At 51.2% G+C, this 20,436-nt stretch carries 18 protein-coding genes and 1 pseudogene; 10 read left to right on the top strand and 9 right to left on the bottom strand.

Going from position 1 to position 20,436, the window contains the following annotated elements:
- A partial coding sequence (locus CHB92_RS24410) for a leucine-rich repeat domain-containing protein (protein ID WP_089321858.1) occupies positions 1-1,571 on the bottom strand: 1,571 nt, incomplete at its 3' end.
- A gap of 113 nt (positions 1,572-1,684) precedes the next feature.
- Positions 1,685-5,023: an RHS repeat domain-containing protein gene (locus CHB92_RS24405; RefSeq protein ID WP_089321857.1), complete on the bottom strand. Its 3,339-nt coding sequence runs from the start codon at positions 5,021-5,023 to the stop codon at positions 1,685-1,687.
- A gap of 458 nt (positions 5,024-5,481) precedes the next feature.
- Here CHB92_RS24405 and CHB92_RS26585 point away from each other — a divergent pair.
- Positions 5,482-5,708: pseudogene (locus CHB92_RS26585) on the top strand (transposase); the annotation flags it as partial.
- Between the two features lie 215 nt (positions 5,709-5,923).
- On the opposite strand, the gene CHB92_RS24395 reads toward CHB92_RS26585, so the two are convergent.
- Positions 5,924-6,514, bottom strand: a complete 591-nt coding sequence (locus tag CHB92_RS24395; RefSeq protein WP_089321855.1) for a ParB N-terminal domain-containing protein — start codon at positions 6,512-6,514, stop codon at positions 5,924-5,926.
- A gap of 255 nt (positions 6,515-6,769) precedes the next feature.
- Complete coding sequence (locus CHB92_RS24390; protein WP_089321854.1) at positions 6,770-7,006, bottom strand: hypothetical protein; 237 nt, start codon at positions 7,004-7,006, stop codon at positions 6,770-6,772.
- 345 nt (positions 7,007-7,351) lie between these two features.
- Between CHB92_RS24390 and CHB92_RS24385 the strand changes: the two genes are divergently transcribed.
- A complete protein-coding gene (locus tag CHB92_RS24385; RefSeq protein ID WP_089321853.1) occupies positions 7,352-8,053 on the top strand; it encodes an IS1 family transposase in 702 nt (233 codons plus the stop codon).
- A gap of 24 nt (positions 8,054-8,077) precedes the next feature.
- Here the strand turns inward: CHB92_RS24385 and CHB92_RS24380 are convergent, their stop codons facing one another.
- From CHB92_RS24380 to CHB92_RS24360, 5 genes are all read right to left on the bottom strand, one after another.
- Positions 8,078-9,607, bottom strand: coding sequence for an RNA-binding domain-containing protein (locus CHB92_RS24380; protein ID WP_089321852.1), 1,530 nt, complete (start codon positions 9,605-9,607; stop codon positions 8,078-8,080).
- Positions 9,604-10,185 (bottom strand): DUF4062 domain-containing protein, encoded by a 582-nt coding sequence (locus CHB92_RS24375; protein ID WP_089321851.1) that lies wholly within the window; start codon positions 10,183-10,185, stop codon positions 9,604-9,606. The genes CHB92_RS24380 and CHB92_RS24375 overlap by 4 nt, the downstream gene beginning before the upstream one ends.
- A 319-nt stretch (positions 10,186-10,504) precedes the next feature.
- Positions 10,505-11,224 (bottom strand): P-loop NTPase family protein, encoded by a 720-nt coding sequence (locus tag CHB92_RS24370; RefSeq protein WP_245842888.1) that lies wholly within the window; start codon positions 11,222-11,224, stop codon positions 10,505-10,507.
- Positions 11,145-11,957: a hypothetical protein gene (locus CHB92_RS24365; RefSeq protein WP_089321850.1), complete on the bottom strand. Its 813-nt coding sequence runs from the start codon at positions 11,955-11,957 to the stop codon at positions 11,145-11,147. The genes CHB92_RS24370 and CHB92_RS24365 overlap by 80 nt, the downstream gene beginning before the upstream one ends.
- Positions 11,954-12,226: a helix-turn-helix domain-containing protein gene (locus tag CHB92_RS24360; RefSeq protein WP_089321849.1), complete on the bottom strand. Its 273-nt coding sequence runs from the start codon at positions 12,224-12,226 to the stop codon at positions 11,954-11,956. Before CHB92_RS24360 ends, CHB92_RS24365 begins: the two co-directional genes overlap by 4 nt.
- Before the next feature lie 542 nt (positions 12,227-12,768).
- Here CHB92_RS24360 and CHB92_RS24355 point away from each other — a divergent pair.
- The 8 genes from CHB92_RS24355 to CHB92_RS24320 form a co-directional block, all read left to right on the top strand.
- Positions 12,769-13,167 carry a plasmid mobilization protein gene (locus tag CHB92_RS24355; RefSeq protein WP_089321848.1) on the top strand — a complete coding sequence of 133 codons (399 nt, stop codon included), beginning with the start codon at positions 12,769-12,771 and terminating at the stop codon, positions 13,165-13,167.
- Complete coding sequence (locus tag CHB92_RS24350) at positions 13,161-14,435, top strand: relaxase/mobilization nuclease domain-containing protein (protein ID WP_089321847.1); 1,275 nt, start codon at positions 13,161-13,163, stop codon at positions 14,433-14,435. Before CHB92_RS24355 ends, CHB92_RS24350 begins: the two co-directional genes overlap by 7 nt.
- 33 nt (positions 14,436-14,468) lie before the next feature.
- The gene (gene mobC / locus CHB92_RS24345) at positions 14,469-16,397 is read left to right on the top strand and encodes a conjugal transfer protein MobC (RefSeq protein ID WP_089321846.1); all 1,929 of its coding nucleotides are present in this window, start codon (positions 14,469-14,471) and stop codon (positions 16,395-16,397) included.
- A gap of 449 nt (positions 16,398-16,846) precedes the next feature.
- On the top strand, positions 16,847-17,665 hold the full coding sequence (locus CHB92_RS24340; protein WP_179223153.1) for an RteC domain-containing protein: 819 nt from the start codon (positions 16,847-16,849) through the stop codon (positions 17,663-17,665).
- Between the two features lie 338 nt (positions 17,666-18,003).
- Positions 18,004-18,531 (top strand): hypothetical protein, encoded by a 528-nt coding sequence (locus tag CHB92_RS24335; RefSeq protein WP_089321844.1) that lies wholly within the window; start codon positions 18,004-18,006, stop codon positions 18,529-18,531.
- A gap of 45 nt (positions 18,532-18,576) precedes the next feature.
- A complete protein-coding gene (locus tag CHB92_RS24330; protein WP_394341154.1) occupies positions 18,577-18,921 on the top strand; it encodes a DUF4134 domain-containing protein in 345 nt (114 codons plus the stop codon).
- 12 nt (positions 18,922-18,933) lie between these two features.
- A complete protein-coding gene (locus tag CHB92_RS24325) occupies positions 18,934-19,281 on the top strand; it encodes a DUF4133 domain-containing protein (protein WP_089321843.1) in 348 nt (115 codons plus the stop codon).
- Positions 19,265-20,436 (top strand): TraG family conjugative transposon ATPase (locus CHB92_RS24320; protein ID WP_144266391.1); only part of this gene is annotated, 1,172 nt, incomplete at its 3' end. The genes CHB92_RS24325 and CHB92_RS24320, both read left to right, overlap by 17 nt.

Below are 20,436 nucleotides of genomic sequence, written 5' to 3'. Positions count from 1 at the left end.
CGCTGCCACTGGTAGAGGTTCCGGGTCCCCCCCGTCACAGCCCTGAGCTCCAGGGGCTGGCCCGCGGTGAACCCCAGCGTGTCCGGGGCGGGGATATCGTCCTGGGGGCTGTAGGTGAAGGTGCCGATGGCGCTGGTGCCCGCCCCCGTCATGTTGGGCTCGATGACCCCAAAGCCCAGCCGGTTGCCCTGCACCCGCAGATTGAGGCTGGAGCGGTTGGGGGAGGCGCTGAAGTCCGGCAGCCCCCCCTCCAGCTTATTCGTGAAAAGGTCAAGGTTCTCCAGGACCGCCAGGGCCGCCAGGGAGCCAGGCACAGGGCCGCTCAGGCTGTTGTCTGACAGGTAGAGGTTCCGCATGCTTGCCAGGTTGCCCAGCGACTCCGGGATGCCTCCTGTCAGGCCGTTGCCACGGAGACTAAGGTAGTAGAGCTTGCTCAGGTTGCCCAGCGAGGCCGGGATCGGGCCGCTCAACCCGCAGCTACGAAGCTTGAGCGTCTCCAGGTCGCTAAAATCACCCAGCCAGTCCGGCACCTCTCCGCCGAGGTCGTTTCTGTAGAAGTCCAGGTGCTGCAGCCTTGTCAGGTTGGCCAGTGAGTCGGGGATCGGGCCCGTGAGGCTGTTGAAGCTCAGGTAGAGGGAGAGCAGGTTGGTCAGCCGCCCCAGTGCGGCCGGGATCCCGCCGCTCAGCCTGTTACCGTCTAAGTTCAGTGAAGTCAGGGCAGCCAGGTTGCCCAGCGACTCCGGGATGCCCCCTGTCAGGGCATTGTCGTGCAGGGAGAGCACCTGCAGCTTGCTTAGCTGGCCCAGCCATAGAGGCAGGGGGCCCGAGAAGCTGTTCTGGCCCAGGTAGAGGTTCTGTAGCTCCGGTAGGCTCCGCAGGCACTCCGGGACCGGGCCCGAGAGCCTGTTGCCGTTTAAGTGGAGGTAGGACAGCATCGACAGCTCGCCCAGGGAGGAGGGAATCGTGTCGCCCAGCGCGTTCCTGCTGAGTATGATGGCTGTCACGTCCCCGTTGGTGACGGTGACCCCGTACCAGGTGTCGAAGTCGGCGCTGGTGGTGCCCGTCAGCCAATTGGTGCTGTGAGTCCAGCCTTCCCCGCCGGTGCTGCTGTACAGGTCCCGCAGGGCCCTTAGCTCCACCGAGTCCGGCACCAGGTCAAAGCCGCTCACGCTCTGCAGGGAGAGGGAGCCATCGGACGATTGCTGCTGCTTGGTTTCCTTCCCCTGGCGGGCGTAGTGGGCTTCGATGAGGGCGTCCCGCTCCAAGGTGTAGGCCCGGTAGGCGCTCAGCCACTCCCTCCGCTCCCGGTCCCTGTCCTGGCCGTACTGCCGACCCTCCAGGGCAAGCAGGTGCTGGACACGCAGCCGGGCAAGCACGGCCTCGAGAGAGTCACTCTCAGCCGACCTGACCGGCTGCTCCAGTCGAGGGGGCACAGCCGCCTGCGCCTGCTGGAGGAGGAGCCCCCCCAGGGCTAGTAGCAGGGCCATGCGGGCAAGCAGCCCTTGCAGGCACCTGGCCCCGTTCTTTAACTGTGAAGGCAAGGCTGCGGGAGAAGCATAAAGGTCTTTCATGTCTAACCTGTTTCTTTGGTGAGCTTTCGTTTTGGCGGGCACGCAGTGCCCCGGGCACGGGTAACGGCGTGCCTGGTTTAAGGGTGGGAAAGGGCCCTTGTAGGTTGTCGGGGCTACTGCCCGGCGTAGTGGTACTCGTAGGTCTTGAGCACGTTCATATCGTGGTCCCTGACGGCCTTCAGCCTGCCGAAGGAGTCGTACTCGTAGAAGGTCGTGCGGTTATTTGCGTCTGTCGAGGAGGTCATCCCCACCAAAGGATCATAGGTGTAGGTGGTGACTATTGCGTTTGGCAGCTGCTCGCGCAGGGCATTGAGGGCCCCCAACTGGGCCTGGCTAGGCTCTGTGCTGGCAGCCAGGGCCTCCACGGCCGCAGCCCCGCCTAAGGCCGCCTCCACCTCTGCGTAGGAGGCGTTCTTAACCTCTGCGACAGGAAGACTATGATTGTAGCCCCAGAGGTAGTTCAAGGGAACACCCTCGTCTTTAGACACCGTTAAGGCTTTGCCCCGGTCATCATACAAGTGGTACCTTAGCCTGGCTTCTAAGGAGCCGTTGTGAGTTTGGGTTTCGACTGATTGAGGGACATACACGCCTTGGCCAGGATTGAAGAATTTTTTACGAACCAGGCTCAGGAAGGTGCCCCCAGCTTTCTCTACCTCCTCGACTACCGGGCTTAGTATATTGCGGGTGACCATCTCCTGGTACACTCCATTAGGATCCCTCCCTTCATCCACCATGTCCTTCGGGTAGCTCAAGCTTCTTGCAAGCACCTCCCCTGTGCTACTTTGGAGGGTGCTCGACTTTAGATAAAGGAAGTAAGGATCATAGTTGTAGGTCTTCGCCGCCGCTATCACGCCCCCGGAGCTGTCATAGTTATAGGTAGTGGTACCAATGAGTTCCGTCCTTCCCGCCTGAGGCGTAAAAAACTCAGCCTTGAAGTAGCGCGGGTAAATCCAGCACGGAACAACCGGGTCAGCATCCGGATCATCAACCGAAGGGTCGTCGGGATCATAAAGGTACTTTACCGGCGCGATCGAAACCGACCGGAAGCTCTCCAGACGGGCCGAGTCCTGCCAATAGTCATCTATGTAAAACTTATAATCGTTGGTTTCCTTCTTGACCAGAGCACCGTCCTGATTATAGTATAGGACGCTGTCCAGTAACCCGTTGCCCCACTCCTTATACTCTGGTGGAGTAAAGGGGAAAGGCTTGGTAATCACAGCAGGCACCTGGTCAAAGCTCTTAAAGTAACGCTCTGTCCTTCCCAGGTGCGTCCCGTTGCCAAGCTTCTTCTCCACGACCCGCTTGTAAGCCACCGGGCTGCCATTCGAGTAAGCAAGCGGGTAAACCGTCGAACTGCTTCTGGATATGTAGTTGGGCGCAGTTTGCCCGTTGTAAGTTTCGACAGCATCCGGATACTCCCAACTATCGGTCCGTGACTCATAGTACACAGGTGTGGAATAGACAGGGTATATCCCAAGCGTGCCTGAGGATGAGCCGTCTGCCATCGTGTACTCATACTCCCTGACCAGGGAGGGCGTGCTTGCCCCGTCACTGTAGTCCGAGATTCTCCTGACCCTTAGGCCCCCAACGTACAGCTGCCGGTGACCTGCTGTGCCCGTCTCCACCACGGGGTTATCTACTCTCGTCTCAACCCACCTAAAGTCTATATACGCTATGTATCCCTCGGACATACCCACTGTCGAGGAGGTGACGGTGTACTCGGTACCCGGAACAAGGTCGTACATCTCAAAACTGTGCTCCGGAGAGTAGGACCCTATTGGGGGATCGTACTCCAGCCGGTTCAACAACGTGCCGTCCGGGCTTTTAACTTCCAGGACAACCTTACAGGAGGGGGCACCCGCATCGCAAGGAGTGCTTGAAACAGAGGGAATACGGACAGTGAAACTTGTTTTCGAGCCCGGGTCTCCCTCAAAGACGAAAGTGGTGTCGGTGGGAATTGAGGAGGTACAGTAAACTGTTGTGTTGCCCTCCCTGGAATACTTCTCCTTAGAGTAAGTGATCTCCTGGCCCAGCCGCGGGTCTAAGGCCTGGTTTGCCTCCATTTCAAAGTCGGTGTACCCGCCAGTGGGGTACTTTATCCGCGTTAAGGCCCCGGCCTTGCACCTGTTCGGGTCTGTGTCCCTGCTCCCGGTACCCAGTTCGTGGTAATTCCCCAGACTCCCTCCCCCTGAGACAGGTATGATCTCATGCGGAATCAAGCTACCGGTGTTGCTGTTGTAAAACCCCCAATGGTCCTGCTGGTCACTAAGCCTGTCGGGCAGGGGAGTGCCATAGGTAAACTCATAGCCGGGTTCCTCAACTTCTGCTGCTCCCGCAAAGGGAGCAACCCCCTTTAAGGTTGCCCTGTTAAGGGAATAGTCCTGCGTTAGCCTATACCCCCTTCTGTTGTTAGCGTTGCTGATGGTAATCTTCTTAAGTAAGTGATCCCCCGGCAGGTCAATGCGCTCCGCCTGGTCATAGTCAAAGGTTATGCTAACCCCGTCAGGGAAAGCAATCGCCCTTAGTCTTTTTCCCTGAACGCTGTGCTCTGACGCCGCCGCCGAGTAGCCGCGTTCCGGCAACAATGAGGTAGAAGACACGCCCGGATACGGAACAGTCTCAGACTCGCTCCTTCCCACCAAGTAAGTGTAGCTCAGGTTATCATAGCTCAGCACGATGGAGTCCTTTCCGGAGGGTGTGAGAATCTTCGTCAGATACCAGGAAGTAGTGTAGACGGAGGGGTTGGGAGCCATAGAGCGGTTAGTGGTAACCTCTTCCGCGTCGAAGATATACCTGTACCCCAGCTCATCGGTGATTGTAAACTTGCCGATCATAGGCCTCCCGTTAATCTCCTCTGTTTCGTTTTCCACCTTGAGCTTCTGTTGATTAACCATTAAAAAGTCACCGTTCTTCCCGTACAAAAACTTCCCGCTGCGGCCGTTAAAGTTAAAGCTGAAGATGTCGTTCTGGCTGTCCAGCATCCATGCATTCATGTCGTTAAAGGGCCTGGCGGAGACATCATAGGGGGCGTTCCCTGCCTCCTCGCTCTGCGGCAGGGGACCTGAGTTAATGAACCCTACTCCCTCCATCTCGTCATAGATGCCCCTCATCGTCCTCGACACCACGCCCCCGGCGCTGAGCGCCCAGCCTATGCCCACACTGGATGCGACTTCGTCCACCCGGACGCCGCCAGCGTGGTAGTCCAGTGTCACAGAAAGGCTCAACCCCGTGGCCTTGTTCTCATAGGTGTACAGGGGAACGCCCACACTGGGTATCCCGGTGGAAAGCCCCACCGGTACGCTACCGAACTTGCCCAAAGCAGCCGCGTTGGGCGGGGGAGGGAAGACCCGGTCCAGGCTGGGGTTTAGGGGCGCAGGTTGTTCGGATGTCTGTGCCGACAGCCGGGTCAGAAAACAAAAGCAAAGCAAGGTAAACAGGTAAAGCGTTCTCATGTCTGTGCGTCTTTCCTTTTATAGTATAAGATTGTCTTCGTAACTCTTATTGCCAGTCCCAAACACGCGGGAGCCCCCGCGAATCGGTTGCCTACCCAATGAAACTAAGGGAGCAATCAACTAGCCCAACGGGGCAAGGAAAACCATTCTTTTCCTTATTGCTTTTACCCTCGCACCGTTTCCTGTAACTGTAACACAGGCAACAGCTCATTTGACAGTGTCAAATGAGTATTGGCACAAACACGTCTGCCGCCCCTCAATCACTTAGCTATGCCGTATATCCATATACTCATATATAAATATTTAGTTTAAAAATTTCTGCTCCCCGAAAGATATCCTCTGCTCGTGGCGCAGTTTAGCTCATTCTACAGTGCACATGTAGTTGCCAGACGTTGCATGAGGTGCGCCGGAAGCAGCTAAGATGGCCCGGAAGACTGCACATTGGTCTGGGTGCTCGCCTGCACCTGGTGGACAAGATAAGGAGGAACATGAACAGCATGCTCCTTACGCTACAGGACAACTCAACCTGATGAAGAGAGGGGGTATAGAGGCCGTCAACGATATCCTAATGAGCGTCTGCGATATCGACAACTCCCGCCACAGGAACCCCATCAACGCGTTGGTACAGATCCTCTTAGGCCTGACCGCCTATACTCTCAAAGATATGAGTTCACATTTACATTAAGGTCAACCTTGTATAATCAGTTAGACGCAAATGGACTGACGAGATATGCTATACATTAAAGCTTTTACAGCCCATAAAAAAAACAGCTCTTGTGCCAGGCTTTTTTGGGCTGTTTACACAATGCATAAGTTATTCATTCCAGGAGGTAATAACTTTTTAGTTATTGATGCTGGTTACGACTTGTCAAACTGGTGTAACTACATGTATTACACCTATTATGAAAGTTTCTTAAGTTTGTTACTATCAGCTAATTCAAGAAAACGTTTTTCTATTGTATTTAGAATTATTATAGGAACATCTTTCGCTTCAAAATAATTAGCAACAGCAAACCTATGCTTTCCATCTTGAATAAGTAATTTATCTTCGTTTGAGTTTAAAATAAGAACAGGTGGAATTAAATTAACCGCACTCTGCCAGTTTACTAAAACTTCTGTAATTTTATTATCCTCATGACTTTTCCAGATTTTCTCCTTTGTATAAGTAGATAAATAACTGCTATCTAGTATTCTAAATAGTTCTGTTCTTTCGATTTCATATAAATTATAGTCACTACTAGATTTTAAATCAGTATGACATTCACCTTTTAAATGTGATAAGTCTATATCATTTTTTGACAAATGCCATTTGGGTTGAATTTTAAAATTTGGATCTTTTAGCAGATTCTTGAAACATTTCTTATCCTTCTCCCGCTTTATATTCTCCTCATTTCTTTTCCTTTGATTCTCTAATGAAAAATATCCAAAATCCACCTGTTTATCTGTTAGCTTGTTGTCATTGGTTGGTACGCGGCGCACTTTAATGTACATTACCCATTGTGATTATACTTAGGTCTACATAATATGAGTTGTTGAAGTCCTCTTCAAAAGTAGACCTAAACTTTTCAATTAAGGAGGCTAATTCCCTATTACTTGGGATGTAATTTAGAAGTTTTTCAGTGGTTTTGACTTTTAATTAATTTAGAAAAGGTGAAATATGTGGGAAAAATTAGGTCTACTAATGTTATACATCTCCCAGCTCCTATTGTCAAATAGGCTTACATATTAAATCACTTTATCAAACTCTTAATCAAAACCTACTTTATTAAATAATTCTTTTAAATCAGTTTGAAATGTTTCAGAACTGTCGGACTCAGCACACAAGTCGCAACAATTCTTTATCGCTTTAATGTACTCTTCCACCTCTTCAAATAATTCGAAAACTTCTTTACCAAAATCATGTTCGATTTTAAAATTACACTGAAACACGCATTGCTGAGGTGTGATTTTTCCATGCGGCAAATGCTCAACAACAACCAGCACCTATTTTTAGATAAGAAACAAAGTACCACAGGTAGTACTCCTCTAGAGGACATAGAATAAGCGTTGTCAATATCTGTAGATTGCCTACGTATATTACGGCACCGCACAAAATAACGTCTTTGCTCAGAACTATGACCGGAATATTGCAGAAGTGAGAGACATGCGGACAAGTGCCGCTTCGGCAGAATACTCCACCAGACATCAGACACTGCTTAGGATAACACAGCTGGTCAATGAGAGAATGCTGGTACTCCAAAGCACCTCTACAAACGTTCTTTCTCTGGTAGTTGTCTAGAATGTATGATGAGGGAATAGGTATGGCAGCAAGGGTGTTTGTTGGAAGTTATGTGCGAGATAACTATCCAGGTCAACTGCCCCTACTGCCACAGTTTGAAAGTAGTGAAAAATGGCGTAAAGCGCACGGGCAAGCAGAACTTTCTGTGCCGTTCCTGCGGCAAGCAGTTCCAGTTCTTTTACCAGAAGCCGGGCTGCAGACCTGCGGTAAAGGCACTGGTGCTCCGGTTGCTGGTCCGCAACTCCGGCATACGCGACATTGAACAGGTAACGGGGGGGCACCGGCAGACAGTGCTCCGGTGGCTAAACCAGAAGGCTGAAAGCTGCCAGGTCCGGCCAAGCCGCCAGCAGTACCGACAGGTGCAGCTAGACGAGGTGTGGACTTTCGTGGGGCAGCGAAAGAAACGCAAACGGTGGCTCTTTTACGCCTATGCCCCGGAGACAGACGAGGTGCTGGCCTGGAGCTGGGGAAATCGAAGCCAGCGCACGGTCAACAGGCTCTACAGGCAGCTGCAGACGCTCACCATAGACCTGTTCTGCACCGATGACTGGCCGGCCTTCGCCAAAGTGCTGCCGGAAGAAAGGCACCTGGTGGGAAAGGCCTACACCAGAAACATCGAAGGGGTGAACCTGTGCCTGAGAACCAGAAACAGAAGGATCGTCAGAAAGACAGCCTGCTTCTCCAAAAAAGAGCAGAACCACTACAATGCTATGAAGCTAATATTTTACTATAGAAACCATCATACATTATAGACCACAACCAAATGTTTAATATATCTAATCTTTCACGCCTTGAGCCCTGTTATCATCTAATTTATCTCTCATTTTCTTAGTTAAAAAGTACCCGCCTGTTTTAGGCGCACCCTTAAACTCTATTATTCCTAATTCTTTTGCTATCCTAAGATACCTTTCAATTGTTGATTTAGATTTACCTCTTCTTGTTGCTATATCTAAAGCATTTGTTCCTCTGTTTTTTAGAACTAGTGCTGTTAGCCTGACTAGTTCAGATCTAACTCCATCATTTACACCATCAATTAAACCATCATTTACACCATGATCAATCATTTCATTTACACCATCAATTAGACCATCATTTACACCATCATTTACACCATCATCTTTATTTGTGTCTCTCTTTGGTGCTAGTGCCTTAGGACCATAAAAGGTAAGCATAACTCCATCATGATTATCTTTCCAAACAGGATCTTTTAAACCTGCTGCACGACACTCTTCAACAACTTTCAAAGTTCCTCTGCCAAGCTTATCAATTAGTCCTCTAAGAAAGACAATGTGGGCTATATCAGGGTTTACAGGATGAGAACGATGGGACTTTTTCAACTCACTTACTGTTAGTTCATCAGGTAGGTGACCACTATTGGATATCACAAAACTGTCTGAATATACACTGATCGATACCCCACTTGAGGAACTTTTGTAATCCCTGTGCATCAGAGCATTAATAATCCCCTCCTGTAATGCCTTAACAGGGAATTTAAAGTCTAGCCGTTTCCATTGGTTATTATCAAAAACACTTCGAATGCCTAAGCTATTGATATATCGCTCAAGCCTGTCTTGGATGATAAATAAGTTACCTTCTAAAACTTCATCTCTTAAAAGGGATCTACCCGTTTTACCTTCTCCGTATTCAGTTAACCTGACCCTAGCCTGAGGCAAGAATTTTGACGGATTTTTAGCAAATAGTACGACACAGGCATTTGTAAAAGAGCCATTCTGAACCAACCCATAATGAGACAAAAAGTCTATAACATTGGACTCTAAAAAGTTACCCCTGTGATTCTCAACAGATTCTTTTATAGTACTTAAAATAAGCTTCTGATCAAGATCTTCTAGTTCTACCCCCAAAGCTAACTGCCGCTCCCAATGTAATTCAGCCTTCTGTCGATTATGAATCAATTCAGATATTTGCTGTGATGTTGCTTTAACTGTGGACAGTCCTTTACGATAGAATATATTCCCATCAAAAAGGTAGGGCTGCTTTGATCCACCATAAACCTTTAGCACTAGTAAGTCTTTACCCTCAGCTTTTTCAACACTAAGGGTAACCGGAGCCTCCGGCACAATGGCAGAAAGCAGGTAAGACCTTAGCTGCTCAAGATTCTTGTCAGCATTTGCTATACCAACTATGTCACCATTGTCCCTTACCCCAACCAGTACACGCCCACCTCTACCATTCAGAAAGCTGCAAAGGACCTTTGCCAGCTCCTCTTTTCGAACAGACTCCTTGAATTCAACCTGCTCGGTTTCCCCCATATTGATCAAATCCTTCATGAATTGGTTCTCTTTCATTTTAACGCTTTAAGTTTCTCGAGGTCAGCCCAAAATCTTTCTATATTATTGAACTGCGTGTCTACGAAAGGAGCCCCATCTAAAGAGTACTTGTAGAACTCCTGAGCCCACAAACGTTTATTAAGAGGTTGGCCATCTCCAACAGCTTCATTATACATGTCTATTACTCCTAAATCATCCATAACAGGCGTCTTTTTGATAAGGGTAAAGCCATTTCTGTCACCACTCTGATCATACATGAACTGCTTCAAAAGCTGCCGGGAAAAAGCTACGTCATGGTGTGCCAGGAACCCTCTCGGTTTGTTTACCGCTATGGCTCTTTTGAATTCAGTATGCGTAATGCCAGAACCATAAAATGGCAAGATAATGCCAAAGAAAAAGTCACATTCCTCTACTGCTGCTAAACAGGATTCTTCTGGCGACTTGCCTGGTATAGAATAAATTGTTCCGATGTGTGAATTCAGTACATGGTACCCGTATCCTTGTAAGGTATAGCAAAGCTGTTCCAGCTCAGTCTTGAAATGGTTGACCGTAGAACTAACCATTACCTTCACTTTATTTTTAGCTTTCTTACTCAAAACTCCTGTTACACTTATTTAATAGGCCCTTTAGTGGGTCTGGATTTACTGATTGTTCTATAGGTTTACATACAAAACTATCGATAAATTATGAAGATAAAACTGGTACTTTGGTAACAAGTTGAGCCTCTACCATTATTAGGACTGTCAAAAGTAGATATTCCTTATTCCACTGTTTTTTTTAACACTTAAGTTATAATAGAATGGTGGAGTGAGGGTAGCTTTCCCTGAAGTCGCTGGTAGTTCCGTCCTCAAGTGCCTCTTCGCACAGCCTTTGTAATTAGAAACTTACTTTTTAATGGAGGGGAGGAGAGTTGCCTTATAACCTCTTGTCCTTCGTTCCCTTATCAAAACATATCAAATTGAACATTTCCCGCATGCGTGACCTCACCCTGCTGCCGTAAGCCTTTTCTATCTCTGAGCTGGTCAGGTTGGTGGTTAGGTGCGTTTTTACTCCCCGCAGAACGAACTGGTCATAACGGCTCAAGAGTACCTCCCCCATCACATTGCAGGTGTTGCCGTAGTGCCTTCCGCTGCTCTCCGTCCCCAGGTCATCAAAGAGGTAGGCGCTTGCCTTCAGGAGGGAGCCTGGCGGGGGCTGACTGTAGCGCTGGATGACTTCATAGCCCTCCCTGTGGAACTCAAAGCTCACCTCCCGGCAGGACTTGACCCGGTAGCGCTCCTGCGGGGAGAGGAACAGGCGTAACAGGGTCATCAGGCTGGTCTTGCCGCAGCCGATGGGACCCGAAAGCAGGATGCCCTTCCGCAGATTTAACCCTTGCCGCTCGGCCCTATCCCTCTCTCCCGATACATAAGCCACCAGCTTTTCCAGGAGCGGGTAGTCCTCCCCGTGAAGCCTGAAATGCTCCCCGTACAGCTCCTTGCCCTTCCGTTCCAGAAAGGCAAGGCAGCGCGCGAAGTCAAACGTCTGCTTCTCCATCTCCGGTTGCGCCACAGCCTCAGAGGGGCTCGGTGTAGTCTTTTGCTCCGGCACCACCTGCTGCAGGTGCTGGCCGATGATTTCCCTGATCGCTTGCATCCTCTCCCCTGTTTTGGTTCAGTTCGTTGAGCATCCACTTGCGGGCTCCAGCTTTCCAGTCCTGCATCGGGCTCCGGCCCAGCATCCACCCATTGGCGCTGTAGTGGTGAAAGAAGCGGAAGGCCTCCAGCTCCCGGTAGCCCCGCTCCAGGAAAAAGGTACGCACCTCCTCCAGGCCCGGTGGCTCCACCGCCGCTTTCTTTTCTTTTTCGGCGCAACCTTTTTCTTTTCTTCGCTCCTTTTGGACTCCCACCTGTTCATATTCTGAACCCTCATCGCGCGCGCGTTCTCTCCCGTTTCTACTGTTTGTTAAGTTTATTTTGTTTATACTGTTTATAGAAGGGCCTACCTCCCGTTCAGTTCCCATACAGCCCGAGTCCACCACCTGCACAGCACCGGTACAGAAAACGGCCTGCTCAAGTGTACCTTCCCTGTCCTGTTTCTCCTCAAATCCAAGCATATAGACCAGGCTGCCGCGGAAGTGGTTGTAGGAGGGATCGTAGTGGACGTAGCCCCAGGCGTGCAGCTCCTTGATGCACTTGTGGTAGGTGACCCGGGAGCTGATGCGGGAGACCTGCATCAGCTCGGAGCGGCATACGGAGATGGGGTTGCGGAACCTGATGAGGTTCCACTGCTGGAATAGGGCCATGTACAGGCTCACGTGCGTAGGGTTGAGCCGGTAGTCGCGGGAGACTCTTTGAAAGAAGCTGGTCAGGTGGGTGATGTAGTTCATGGCCTTGCCTCCTTCCCGTCCATGAGCCGTTCGATGTCCTCGTAGCGGTAGTAGATCGTCCCGCCTATCTTGGCAAATGGTAGCGTGCCGTTGATACGCAACGTCTGCAGCGTGGCCGGCGAAATCTTTAATAGTTTCCTTACTTCCGCCGACTTAAGCACTTGCTTCTGGGCCTGTGTTTGTCTGCTACCTAAAAGCTGTCTCAGATCCTCGAGCAGCTGCCTGCGAAAAAGCTGCAGGTCTTCCTTAGTGATGATCTCCACTAACATGTCTTTTGTTTTTGGTCTGGCCGCAAAGGTTTGTAGAGGAGGGTTTCGGTTTTCACAAGGCGGTCAGGAGGGGGGAAACTTTTCAAGAACTAGCGCGAAAAGGCTTTTCTCCTAAATAACTCCATCCTTTTGCCGCATTTACTGCTTGCGGCTGCTTCTGTTTTCCCTATGTTCTCCTGGTAGAGCTACTAATCAAGAGGAAATAATCAAAGAAAAAATTCCCCTACTGGGGAAGGCCTTGTGATAAGCAGGGCTGAACATAAATAAGATTTGTCCCTCAATAGTGTCAATCATGAAGGGAAACCGACTCCTTTTACAGCTCTTTGCTCCTGATAGCATCGTTATTCGAAGACTGTTTCATTTAGCAGTTACAACCATTGCTTCTGATGGTTCAGAAGAATCTACAGAATTGAGACGCTGCCGTTTAGCGCAGCGAGCAAGATGTATTTTTGTATACAAAAAGGCTTCCTCCCTCGGGTCAGCCCAGACCTTAGGACACCTCGGAGCTCGGTGCCTGTTTATCCCATACCCTATTTTGTGCCATGGCAAGGAAGAAAACTGAAGAGGCAAATGAACTACTCTCTCACCCTATTATTTTCAGGGTTACAGAGCGTGAGTACAGACGGCTGGAAGGCATCCGGGCGAAAAGCGACTGCCATTCCATCGGGGAGGTGATCCGCCGTGTACTCGAGGCCCGGGAAATAAAGCTGTTCTACAAGGACACCACTCAGGACGGGATAACCGAAGAGCTGGCCGGGATACGGGAGGAATTGCGCGCCATTGGCGTGAACATCAACCAAGTCACCCGCCATTTCAATGCAAGCGTACAGGGGCACAAACGGATACTTCTGGCCCACCAAGCCCTAGAGCAGTACCAGAAGGTGGGGCAAAAGGTAAACCTGCTGCTCACGCTCATCTCCCAACTGGCCAGGAAATGGTAGCCAAAATCATCACCGGGAAAAACATAAGAGGTGTCCTGCATTATAACGAGCACAAGGTAAGCCAGGGAAAGGCAGAGCTGCTCCTGGCCCACCGCTTCCTGAACGAGCCACAGGAGCTGAGCTTTAGGCAGAAGCTGGAACGTTTCACGCGGCTGCAAGAGAAGAGCCCGCAGGTCAGAACCAATACGGTCCATATCTCCCTTAACTTCGCCATGGAGGAGAAACTTGGACCAGAAGAGCTACTGCGCATCGCCACAGACTACATGGAAAGGGTAGGCTTTGGAGGGCAGCCGTACCTGGTCTACCGGCATTTTGACGCGGCGCACCCCCACCTGCACATCGTTACCACTAACATTCAGCCTGCCGGGAAGCGGATAGACCTCCACAACATTGGACGGGAAAAGTCAGAGCCAGTCCGGAAGGCAATAGAACTGGAGTATGGACTATTGATAGCAGAAAAGCAGAAGCAGGAAGCCTCGCTACCCCTCAAGCCTGTCCCACTTATAGCAGCCCAGTATGGAAAGTCAGAGACGAAGCAAACTATCGCCAACATAGTCGCGACAATAGTCCGGGACTATAATTACACTTCCTTGGCAGAGCTTAACGCCGCCCTCCGTAGCTTCAAAGTAACAGCCGATCGGGGAAGTGAGGGATCGAGGATGCACCGCAAGGGTGGCCTGATTTATAGCATCATCGACGGAAAAGGACAAAAAGTGGGTGTGCCAATTAAAGCCAGTGCCATTCAGGGCAAGCCCACTCTGGCAAGTTTGGAGAAACGCTTCGAACAGAACAAACAAACGCGGAAATTGTACCGGGAGGTACTTAAGAAAACGATTGACGGAGTAACCAATATGCAGCCTTCTATCAGTAGGGATATATTGGTCCGTCTCCTGGATCAGCAGCAAGTGCAGGTTCTTTTCCGCGAGAACGCCCAAGGGATGACCTACGGGGTAACCTTCATCGATCACCGACGCAGGGCAGTCTTCAACGGAAGCGAGCTGGGCAAGGCCTATAGCGCGAAAGCGCTTCTGGAGCGTCTCTCCGAAAGTAAAAAGAAAAGCGCAGGAGAAAGCCAAGGCCAGGGTCAGTCAGCAAGGAGAAGTCCTTCCAAACAGGAGCCTTTATCTGTCCCTGCAACGCCTGTTGCCTTCCGTATCGATTCCATGGCTATCGTTAAGGACCTGCTCAAAGCCGAGCAACAGGGGGATTACCTCCCCCATGCGCTCAAGACCAGGAAGAAAAAGCGTAGGAGAAGGCCCAGACTGTAAACAAACCCTATTACTGAATCTAAAACACAGAAGATGAACACAGGAGAAAACCAGCAGGGACTGCGCCAGGTTATGGACTTCACCAGGCTCCTCAGTTTAACTATCCTGCTCTTACATTTCTATATAAGTTGTCACGCCGCTTTCCGGGAATGGGGGCTAGTCGCCCCTGTCGTAGATAAGATCATCCACAACGTTGCGAAGCTTTCTCTTTTTCAGGACCCCCTAATGGCGAAGGCAGGGGCTTTACTCCTGTTGCTCATTTCCCTGCTGGGAACCAAAGGGAAAAAAGACGAGCGGATACACCTCGGAACAGCCCTTGCGTGCCTGCTTCCGGGGCTGCTACTCTACTTCGTCAGTCAACTCCTGTTAACTGTGATGGGTTCCCTGTACCTGGCTGTCGTCTATATGGCAACGTGCTGGATAGGCTACCTGCTCCTCCTTTCGGGGGGCACACTCCTGTCGCGGCTACTCAGGCTTACGCTCGGCCAGGATATCTTCAACAAAGAAAACCAGTCCTTCCCACAGGAAGAGCGCCTGTTGGAGAACGAGTACTCGGTTAATCTGCCGGCACACTACGTACTAAAAGGCAAAAAGAGGAAGAGCTGGATCAACATCATTAACCCCTTCCGTGCCCTGCTTATCATCGGCACTCCCGGGTCCGGCAAGTCCTACTTCGTCATCCGCCACGTGATTACTCAGCACATTCGCAAGGGTTTCACTATGTTCCTCTACGATTTTAAGTACGATGACCTGACCCGCATCGCCTACAATGCCCTGCTTCGGCACGCGGGCAGCTATCCGGTAAGGCCCAAGTTCTACCTGATCAACTTCGATGACCTTTCCCGCTCACACCGCTGTAACCCCCTTGACCCGCACACGATGACCGACATCACCGACGCTACCGAGGCTTCACGCACGATCATGCTGGGGCTGAACCGGGAGTGGATCAAAAAGCAGGGAGATTTTTTCGTGGAATCACCTATCAACTTTGTCACCGCCATCATCTGGTTTCTTCGAAAATACGAGGGAGGCCGATACTGCACGCTTCCACACGTAATTGAACTGATGCAGGTGGAATACGAGAAGCTGTTTGCTGTGTTGCGCACCGAACCGGAGATAGAAGTACTCATAAACCCGTTCGTCTCAGCCTTTGAGCACGAGGCCATGGAGCAGTTGGAGGGGCAGGTAGCCAGTGCTAAGATCAGCATGGCTCGTCTCTCCTCCCCCCAACTGTATTACGTGCTCTCTGGCAACGACTTCACCCTGGATCTCAACAACCCCGAATCCCCTAAAGTGATCTCCCTGGGCAACAACCCGCAGAAACAGCAGGTGTACGGGGCTGTGCTGTCCCTTTATATCTCCAGGGCCATCAAACTGGTCAACCAGAAAGGACGGCTTAAAAGTAGCCTCATCTTCGATGAGTTCCCAACAATCTATTTCAACGGCATCGACAGCCTCATTGCCACGGCCCGCTCCAATAAGGTGGCTACCACCCTTGCTGTGCAGGACTACAGCCAGCTCAAGAAGGACTATGGCCGGGAGCAGGCGGAAGTAGTAATGAATATCGTAGGTAACGTGATCAGCGGACAGGTATCAGGAGAAACAGCCCGGCAACTTTCGGAACGGTTCGGGAAGGTTGTGCAGCAGCGGGAAAGCGTTTCCATTAACAGCAGTGACACCTCCGTCAGCCGTTCCACGCAGCTGGACGCGGCTATTCCCCCTGCCACCATCGCCTCCCTTTCCTCCGGGGAGTTCGTAGGCACGGTGGCCGATGACCCGCTATGCAGAGTTGAGCTGAAGACCTTTCACGCCACGATAACAAACGACCACTCGGCAATTGCAGAGGAAGAGAAATCTTACTTGCCAATACCTATTATCAGGGAGCTAAACGCAGGTACCATACAGGAGAACTATAACAGAATCAGAGAGGATATCAGCACCATGATCAAAAAGTCAATGTGATTTTTCACACTACCTTATGAGAAAATAAATAAGAGTACAAGGAGAAAGGATTAATAAACAGATATTTCTGTGTTACAACATCTTGCAACAAAAGAGATATTCCATCTTAACAGAAAAAAGCTGGCATTCCTCTTTCTAATGCAACCAACTCATTAAATATGAAATATAAAACATATAATATATGTATAACTACTTATTTAAAGAGAGGAGAACAAGTCTGACAAGTTAAGCGGGTCACTCAAACAAACTGACAAAACGCATTCAGTAAGATAAGCAAGGAGCACAGGACGGTTCGATACGAACTAACTATAAAGTTACCATTCCTATTCAAAGCCCTTCGGTAACCAACAATCAGAAACCAGTTGAAGAAGTGCGTCAAACTATTCCTGTAAAACAAATAAACTTAATGATTGCATATGGTATCCCAAGCAGAAAGACTTTATGAACAATTGGTCCAAAACTTACGGGACCTTGAAACCAGTTCTTCCATTTCCTCTGGAAAGCTCCATAATGCGAAGATAAAACTCATCAACGAAGCCATCCGGGAGCTAAAACAACTAGTCGTCCATCATGTGTTTCCAGACGAGCAAGAGGAGATTCTCTTTTTTAAGCATGTGAAGCCAAAGTTCACCTGTCTGCTGATTTACCACTCCCAACTGGCCCTCCTTGAACTGAAGAAACCAACAGGAACGCGGAAGGATATTCGTAAACATTATGAGAAGGAGTTATTACTTATCAGGGTCTTCTTCGAGAGCCATTTGCCTTTCTACCAGTACATGCGCTCAGAGGCTACCTATTTGGACAGCAAGCTCTTTGTTCGGGGTGCCTCCTTTGACCTTCCTTTCCATCACGCCAGCATTGCTATGGATACAGATACCAGGTTCACCACCCACTACGACTATTTGGCAGGTCATATCCTCGCTAATGAACTGCTGCGAGATCATCTGATCAAGTGTCTAAGCAATCTTGAACTGGGGCAACTAACGGGAGATGGCCAAGGCCTCAGAAAAGAACTGACTTGGACAGGCTCTAAAGTACACCTGATAGAATTGGCCTATGCCCTGTATGAATCGGGCCAAGTCAACAACGGCACCATTGGGGTCGTGGAAATCGCAACGCAACTAGAGGAATTTTTCCAGGTGAAACTAGGCAACGTTTACCGTACCTTTCAGGAGGTGCGCCAGCGCAAAAAGGATAGCCGCACCAAATTCCTAGACCTGATGCGCGAGCGGCTGCTAGCTCGCATGGATGAACTGGACGGAAGCTGAGAAAAGCATCTAGTAAATGGTTGGCAGCTTATTTTAAAAGAGGGTGTGGAAATATGGAAAAGATCCCGGAGGGACTTTACCACATTCCCACACCTTAGTAGTAGTGGTTATAACAACAATTAACTTTTTTATTTTGCCTTTTGAAGGTCCCTCTCCTCCTGTGACAGACTTACCAAGGTGCCCTACTGCGCCTCCTCCCCTTGCTCCCGGTTTCCGCTCCATATCCATAAAAATCTCCCAACTACGGTACGCCTTGTGAAAAGCAGGCAAATGCCCTATCCATCTTTGCCTTCATCATACCTGCCATATGGCGTGGCAGTGTTAAAAAAACGAAGGATATGCTTTCCCATTTTACCTGGCAACAATTCATGCTGGCCGCCGCCACTGGCCTCGGGCTGTACTACCTGGTGGTCCTGTTCCTGTTCTACAGAAAGAACATAAAGAACTTTTTCAAAAGCGGAACAAGTCGGATAAACCTGCAGGCAGATCGGCCACACCCCACGCAGGTGTCCATCATGGGGCCCGCCTCCCCCGAGGCGGGATCTCTCCTCTCCGATGCAGCCGCCATCCAGGTGGCGCCGCAACTTTCCTCTCGGCCTGAAGGGGAAACAGCTGATACAGTCATAGGGGATATCCTGCAGGAACTACAGCCCCTACTGGAGGTAGCTGCCGAGGCGCATGCAGAAAAGGAGGAGTTTCTCTCGCTCCTGCGCCTAGTGACCGATAAATACGGAGTCTTTACCAGCCCCTCTCAAAAGGACACTGTGCATCGCTTTCTCCTTGACCAGAGCAAAGACAGGCTCGCTTTCAACCTGGACCTTACTGACCTACAGCCCCTCTGGCCTCAAGTCTCATCGCAACACTAATCTTTTATAACCATAACTCCCACTTCAAAACTAAAACCTACACAAATGAAAATGCACATTACCACAGCCCGTCTACGCCGCAAGGCCGCTACCTACTCCTACCTGGCAGTAGCTCTCATCCTCTCCCTTGCCTTAACCGCACAAGCACAGACAGGTGACGGCGAGGCCGGCATTCAGCAAGCCACCGACATGATCAGCGGCTACTTCGACACCGGCACGAGCCTGATGTACGCCATCGGCGCCGTCGTTGGGCTGGTAGGCGCCGTGAAGGTCTACCAGAAGTGGAACGGCGGGGAGCCCGATACCGGCAAGGTGGCCGCCGCCTGGTTCGGCAGCTGTATCTTTCTGGTAATCGTGGCCACTGTGCTCAAGTCTTTCTTCGGCGTCTAACCCTCCCTACTTATGGCGACAAGTGTCTACCGCATCAACAAGGGCATCAACAAGCCCATGGAGTTCAAGGGGCTCCGGGCGCAGTACATCGGCTACCTGGCCGTGGGGCTGGTGGCCCTGCTGCTGGGCTTCACCCTGCTCTACCTGGCTGGTGTGGACCTGCTGCTTTGCGTGACTGTGGTCTTCCTCTCCGGCGGTGCTCTCTTTATGGGCGTCTACCACCTGGACAGGACTTATGGGCAGTACGGGCTCCTGAAGCGGTTCGCCCGCCGCAGCGTTCCCCGCTGCGTGCGTGTAAGGTCGAGGAAATTGTTCCTGCACTTAAAGCGAAAGGAGGAAAACCATGACAGCCGCCGCTGACATCGAGAAACTGCTGCCGGTCTACAAGGTGGAGCACGGGGCCATCCTCTCCCGGCAGGGAGACGTCACGCTGGCTTACGAAGCCACGCTGCCGGAGATCTTCACGCTTTCAGACAAAGACTACGAGGCTTTTCACCATGCCCTCGTCCGCGCCACCCGCCTGCTGCCCCGCCACTCTGTCTTCCACAAGCAGGACTGGTTTGTGGAGGCCGCCTACCAGGCCGACTACAGCCGGGAGGGCATGGGCTTTCTGTCCCGGGCCAGCGAGCGCTTCTTCCACGAACGGCCCTACTGGGAGCACAGCTGTTACATTTTGATCACTAAAAAACCGGAGGACAGGAAACCCGCCTCCTCGCTCTTCTCCAGCCTCCTCCGGCGCTCGCTCGTCCCCACGCACGTCCTCGACCCGCGGCTTTATTCCGAGTTCCTGGACCAGGCGGGACAGTTTGAGCGCGTGCTCTCTGACAGCGGCTTTGCCCGGCTCAGGAAACTCACGGACGAGGAGCTGACCGGCACCGCCTCCAGGGCGGGGTTGCTGGAGCGCTACTGCGGCCTGCTCCCCGAAAACAGTCCTCCCCTCTTGCAGGACATTCACCTGGACACCGGCATCCGCATCGGCCAAAAGCACTGCCAGCTCTTCACGCTCTCGGACGCCGAGGACCTGCCCGCCCTGTGCGGCTCCCGCGTTGACTACGACAAGTACTCCACCGATAGGAGCAAGTGCAGCACCGGCTTCGCTTCCCCCCTGGGGCAGCTCCTGCCCTGCAACCACCTCCTGAACCAGTATATTTTTCTAGGAGACGTGCCCCAGGCGCTCAAGCGGCTGGAAAGCAAACGGCTGCGCCTGCAGTCGCTCTCGGCCTACTCCCGGGAGAACGCCATCGCCCGCGACGCCACCCAAGACTTCTTAAACGAGGCCATCAGCCAGCAGCGGCTCCCGGTGAAGGCGCACTTCAACGTGCTGGCCTGGACCGAGGACCCGGTCAAGGGAAAAGAGCTGCGCAACGCCGTCTCCTCGGCCATGGCCCAGCTCGACGCTACCCCCAGGATGGAGACGCACGGGGCGCCACAGATCTTCTGGGCCGGCCTGCCCGGCAACGCGGCAGACTTCCCCCTCAACGACACCTTCGACACGTTCCTCGAACAGGCTTGCTG

The sequence above is a fragment of the Pontibacter ummariensis genome, assembly GCF_900188175.1.
Taxonomy (GTDB): Bacteria; Bacteroidota; Bacteroidia; order Cytophagales; family Hymenobacteraceae; genus Pontibacter; species Pontibacter ummariensis.
Note: the sequence above shows the minus strand (reverse complement) of the source record. Positions and strands in the feature narration are given on the sequence as shown.

Coding starts and splice junctions, on each gene's coding strand:
- CHB92_RS24405 (WP_089321857.1), bottom strand. CDS start 5,023: ATGAGAACGCTTTACCTGTTTACCTTGCTTTGCTTTTGTTTTCTGACC.
- CHB92_RS24395 (WP_089321855.1), bottom strand. CDS start 6,514: ATGTACATTAAAGTGCGCCGCGTACCAACCAATGACAACAAGCTAACA.
- CHB92_RS24385 (WP_089321853.1), top strand. CDS start 7,352: ATGTGCGAGATAACTATCCAGGTCAACTGCCCCTACTGCCACAGTTTG.
- CHB92_RS24380 (WP_089321852.1), bottom strand. CDS start 9,607: ATGAAAGAGAACCAATTCATGAAGGATTTGATCAATATGGGGGAAACC.
- CHB92_RS24370 (WP_245842888.1), bottom strand. CDS start 11,224: ATGCAAGCGATCAGGGAAATCATCGGCCAGCACCTGCAGCAGGTGGTG.
- CHB92_RS24365 (WP_089321850.1), bottom strand. CDS start 11,957: ATGAACTACATCACCCACCTGACCAGCTTCTTTCAAAGAGTCTCCCGC.
- CHB92_RS24360 (WP_089321849.1), bottom strand. CDS start 12,226: ATGTTAGTGGAGATCATCACTAAGGAAGACCTGCAGCTTTTTCGCAGG.
- CHB92_RS24355 (WP_089321848.1), top strand. CDS start 12,769: ATGGCAAGGAAGAAAACTGAAGAGGCAAATGAACTACTCTCTCACCCT.
- CHB92_RS24350 (WP_089321847.1), top strand. CDS start 13,161: ATGGTAGCCAAAATCATCACCGGGAAAAACATAAGAGGTGTCCTGCAT.
- mobC (WP_089321846.1), top strand. CDS start 14,469: ATGAACACAGGAGAAAACCAGCAGGGACTGCGCCAGGTTATGGACTTC.
- CHB92_RS24335 (WP_089321844.1), top strand. CDS start 18,004: ATGCTTTCCCATTTTACCTGGCAACAATTCATGCTGGCCGCCGCCACT.
- CHB92_RS24330 (WP_394341154.1), top strand. CDS start 18,577: ATGAAAATGCACATTACCACAGCCCGTCTACGCCGCAAGGCCGCTACC.
- CHB92_RS24325 (WP_089321843.1), top strand. CDS start 18,934: ATGGCGACAAGTGTCTACCGCATCAACAAGGGCATCAACAAGCCCATG.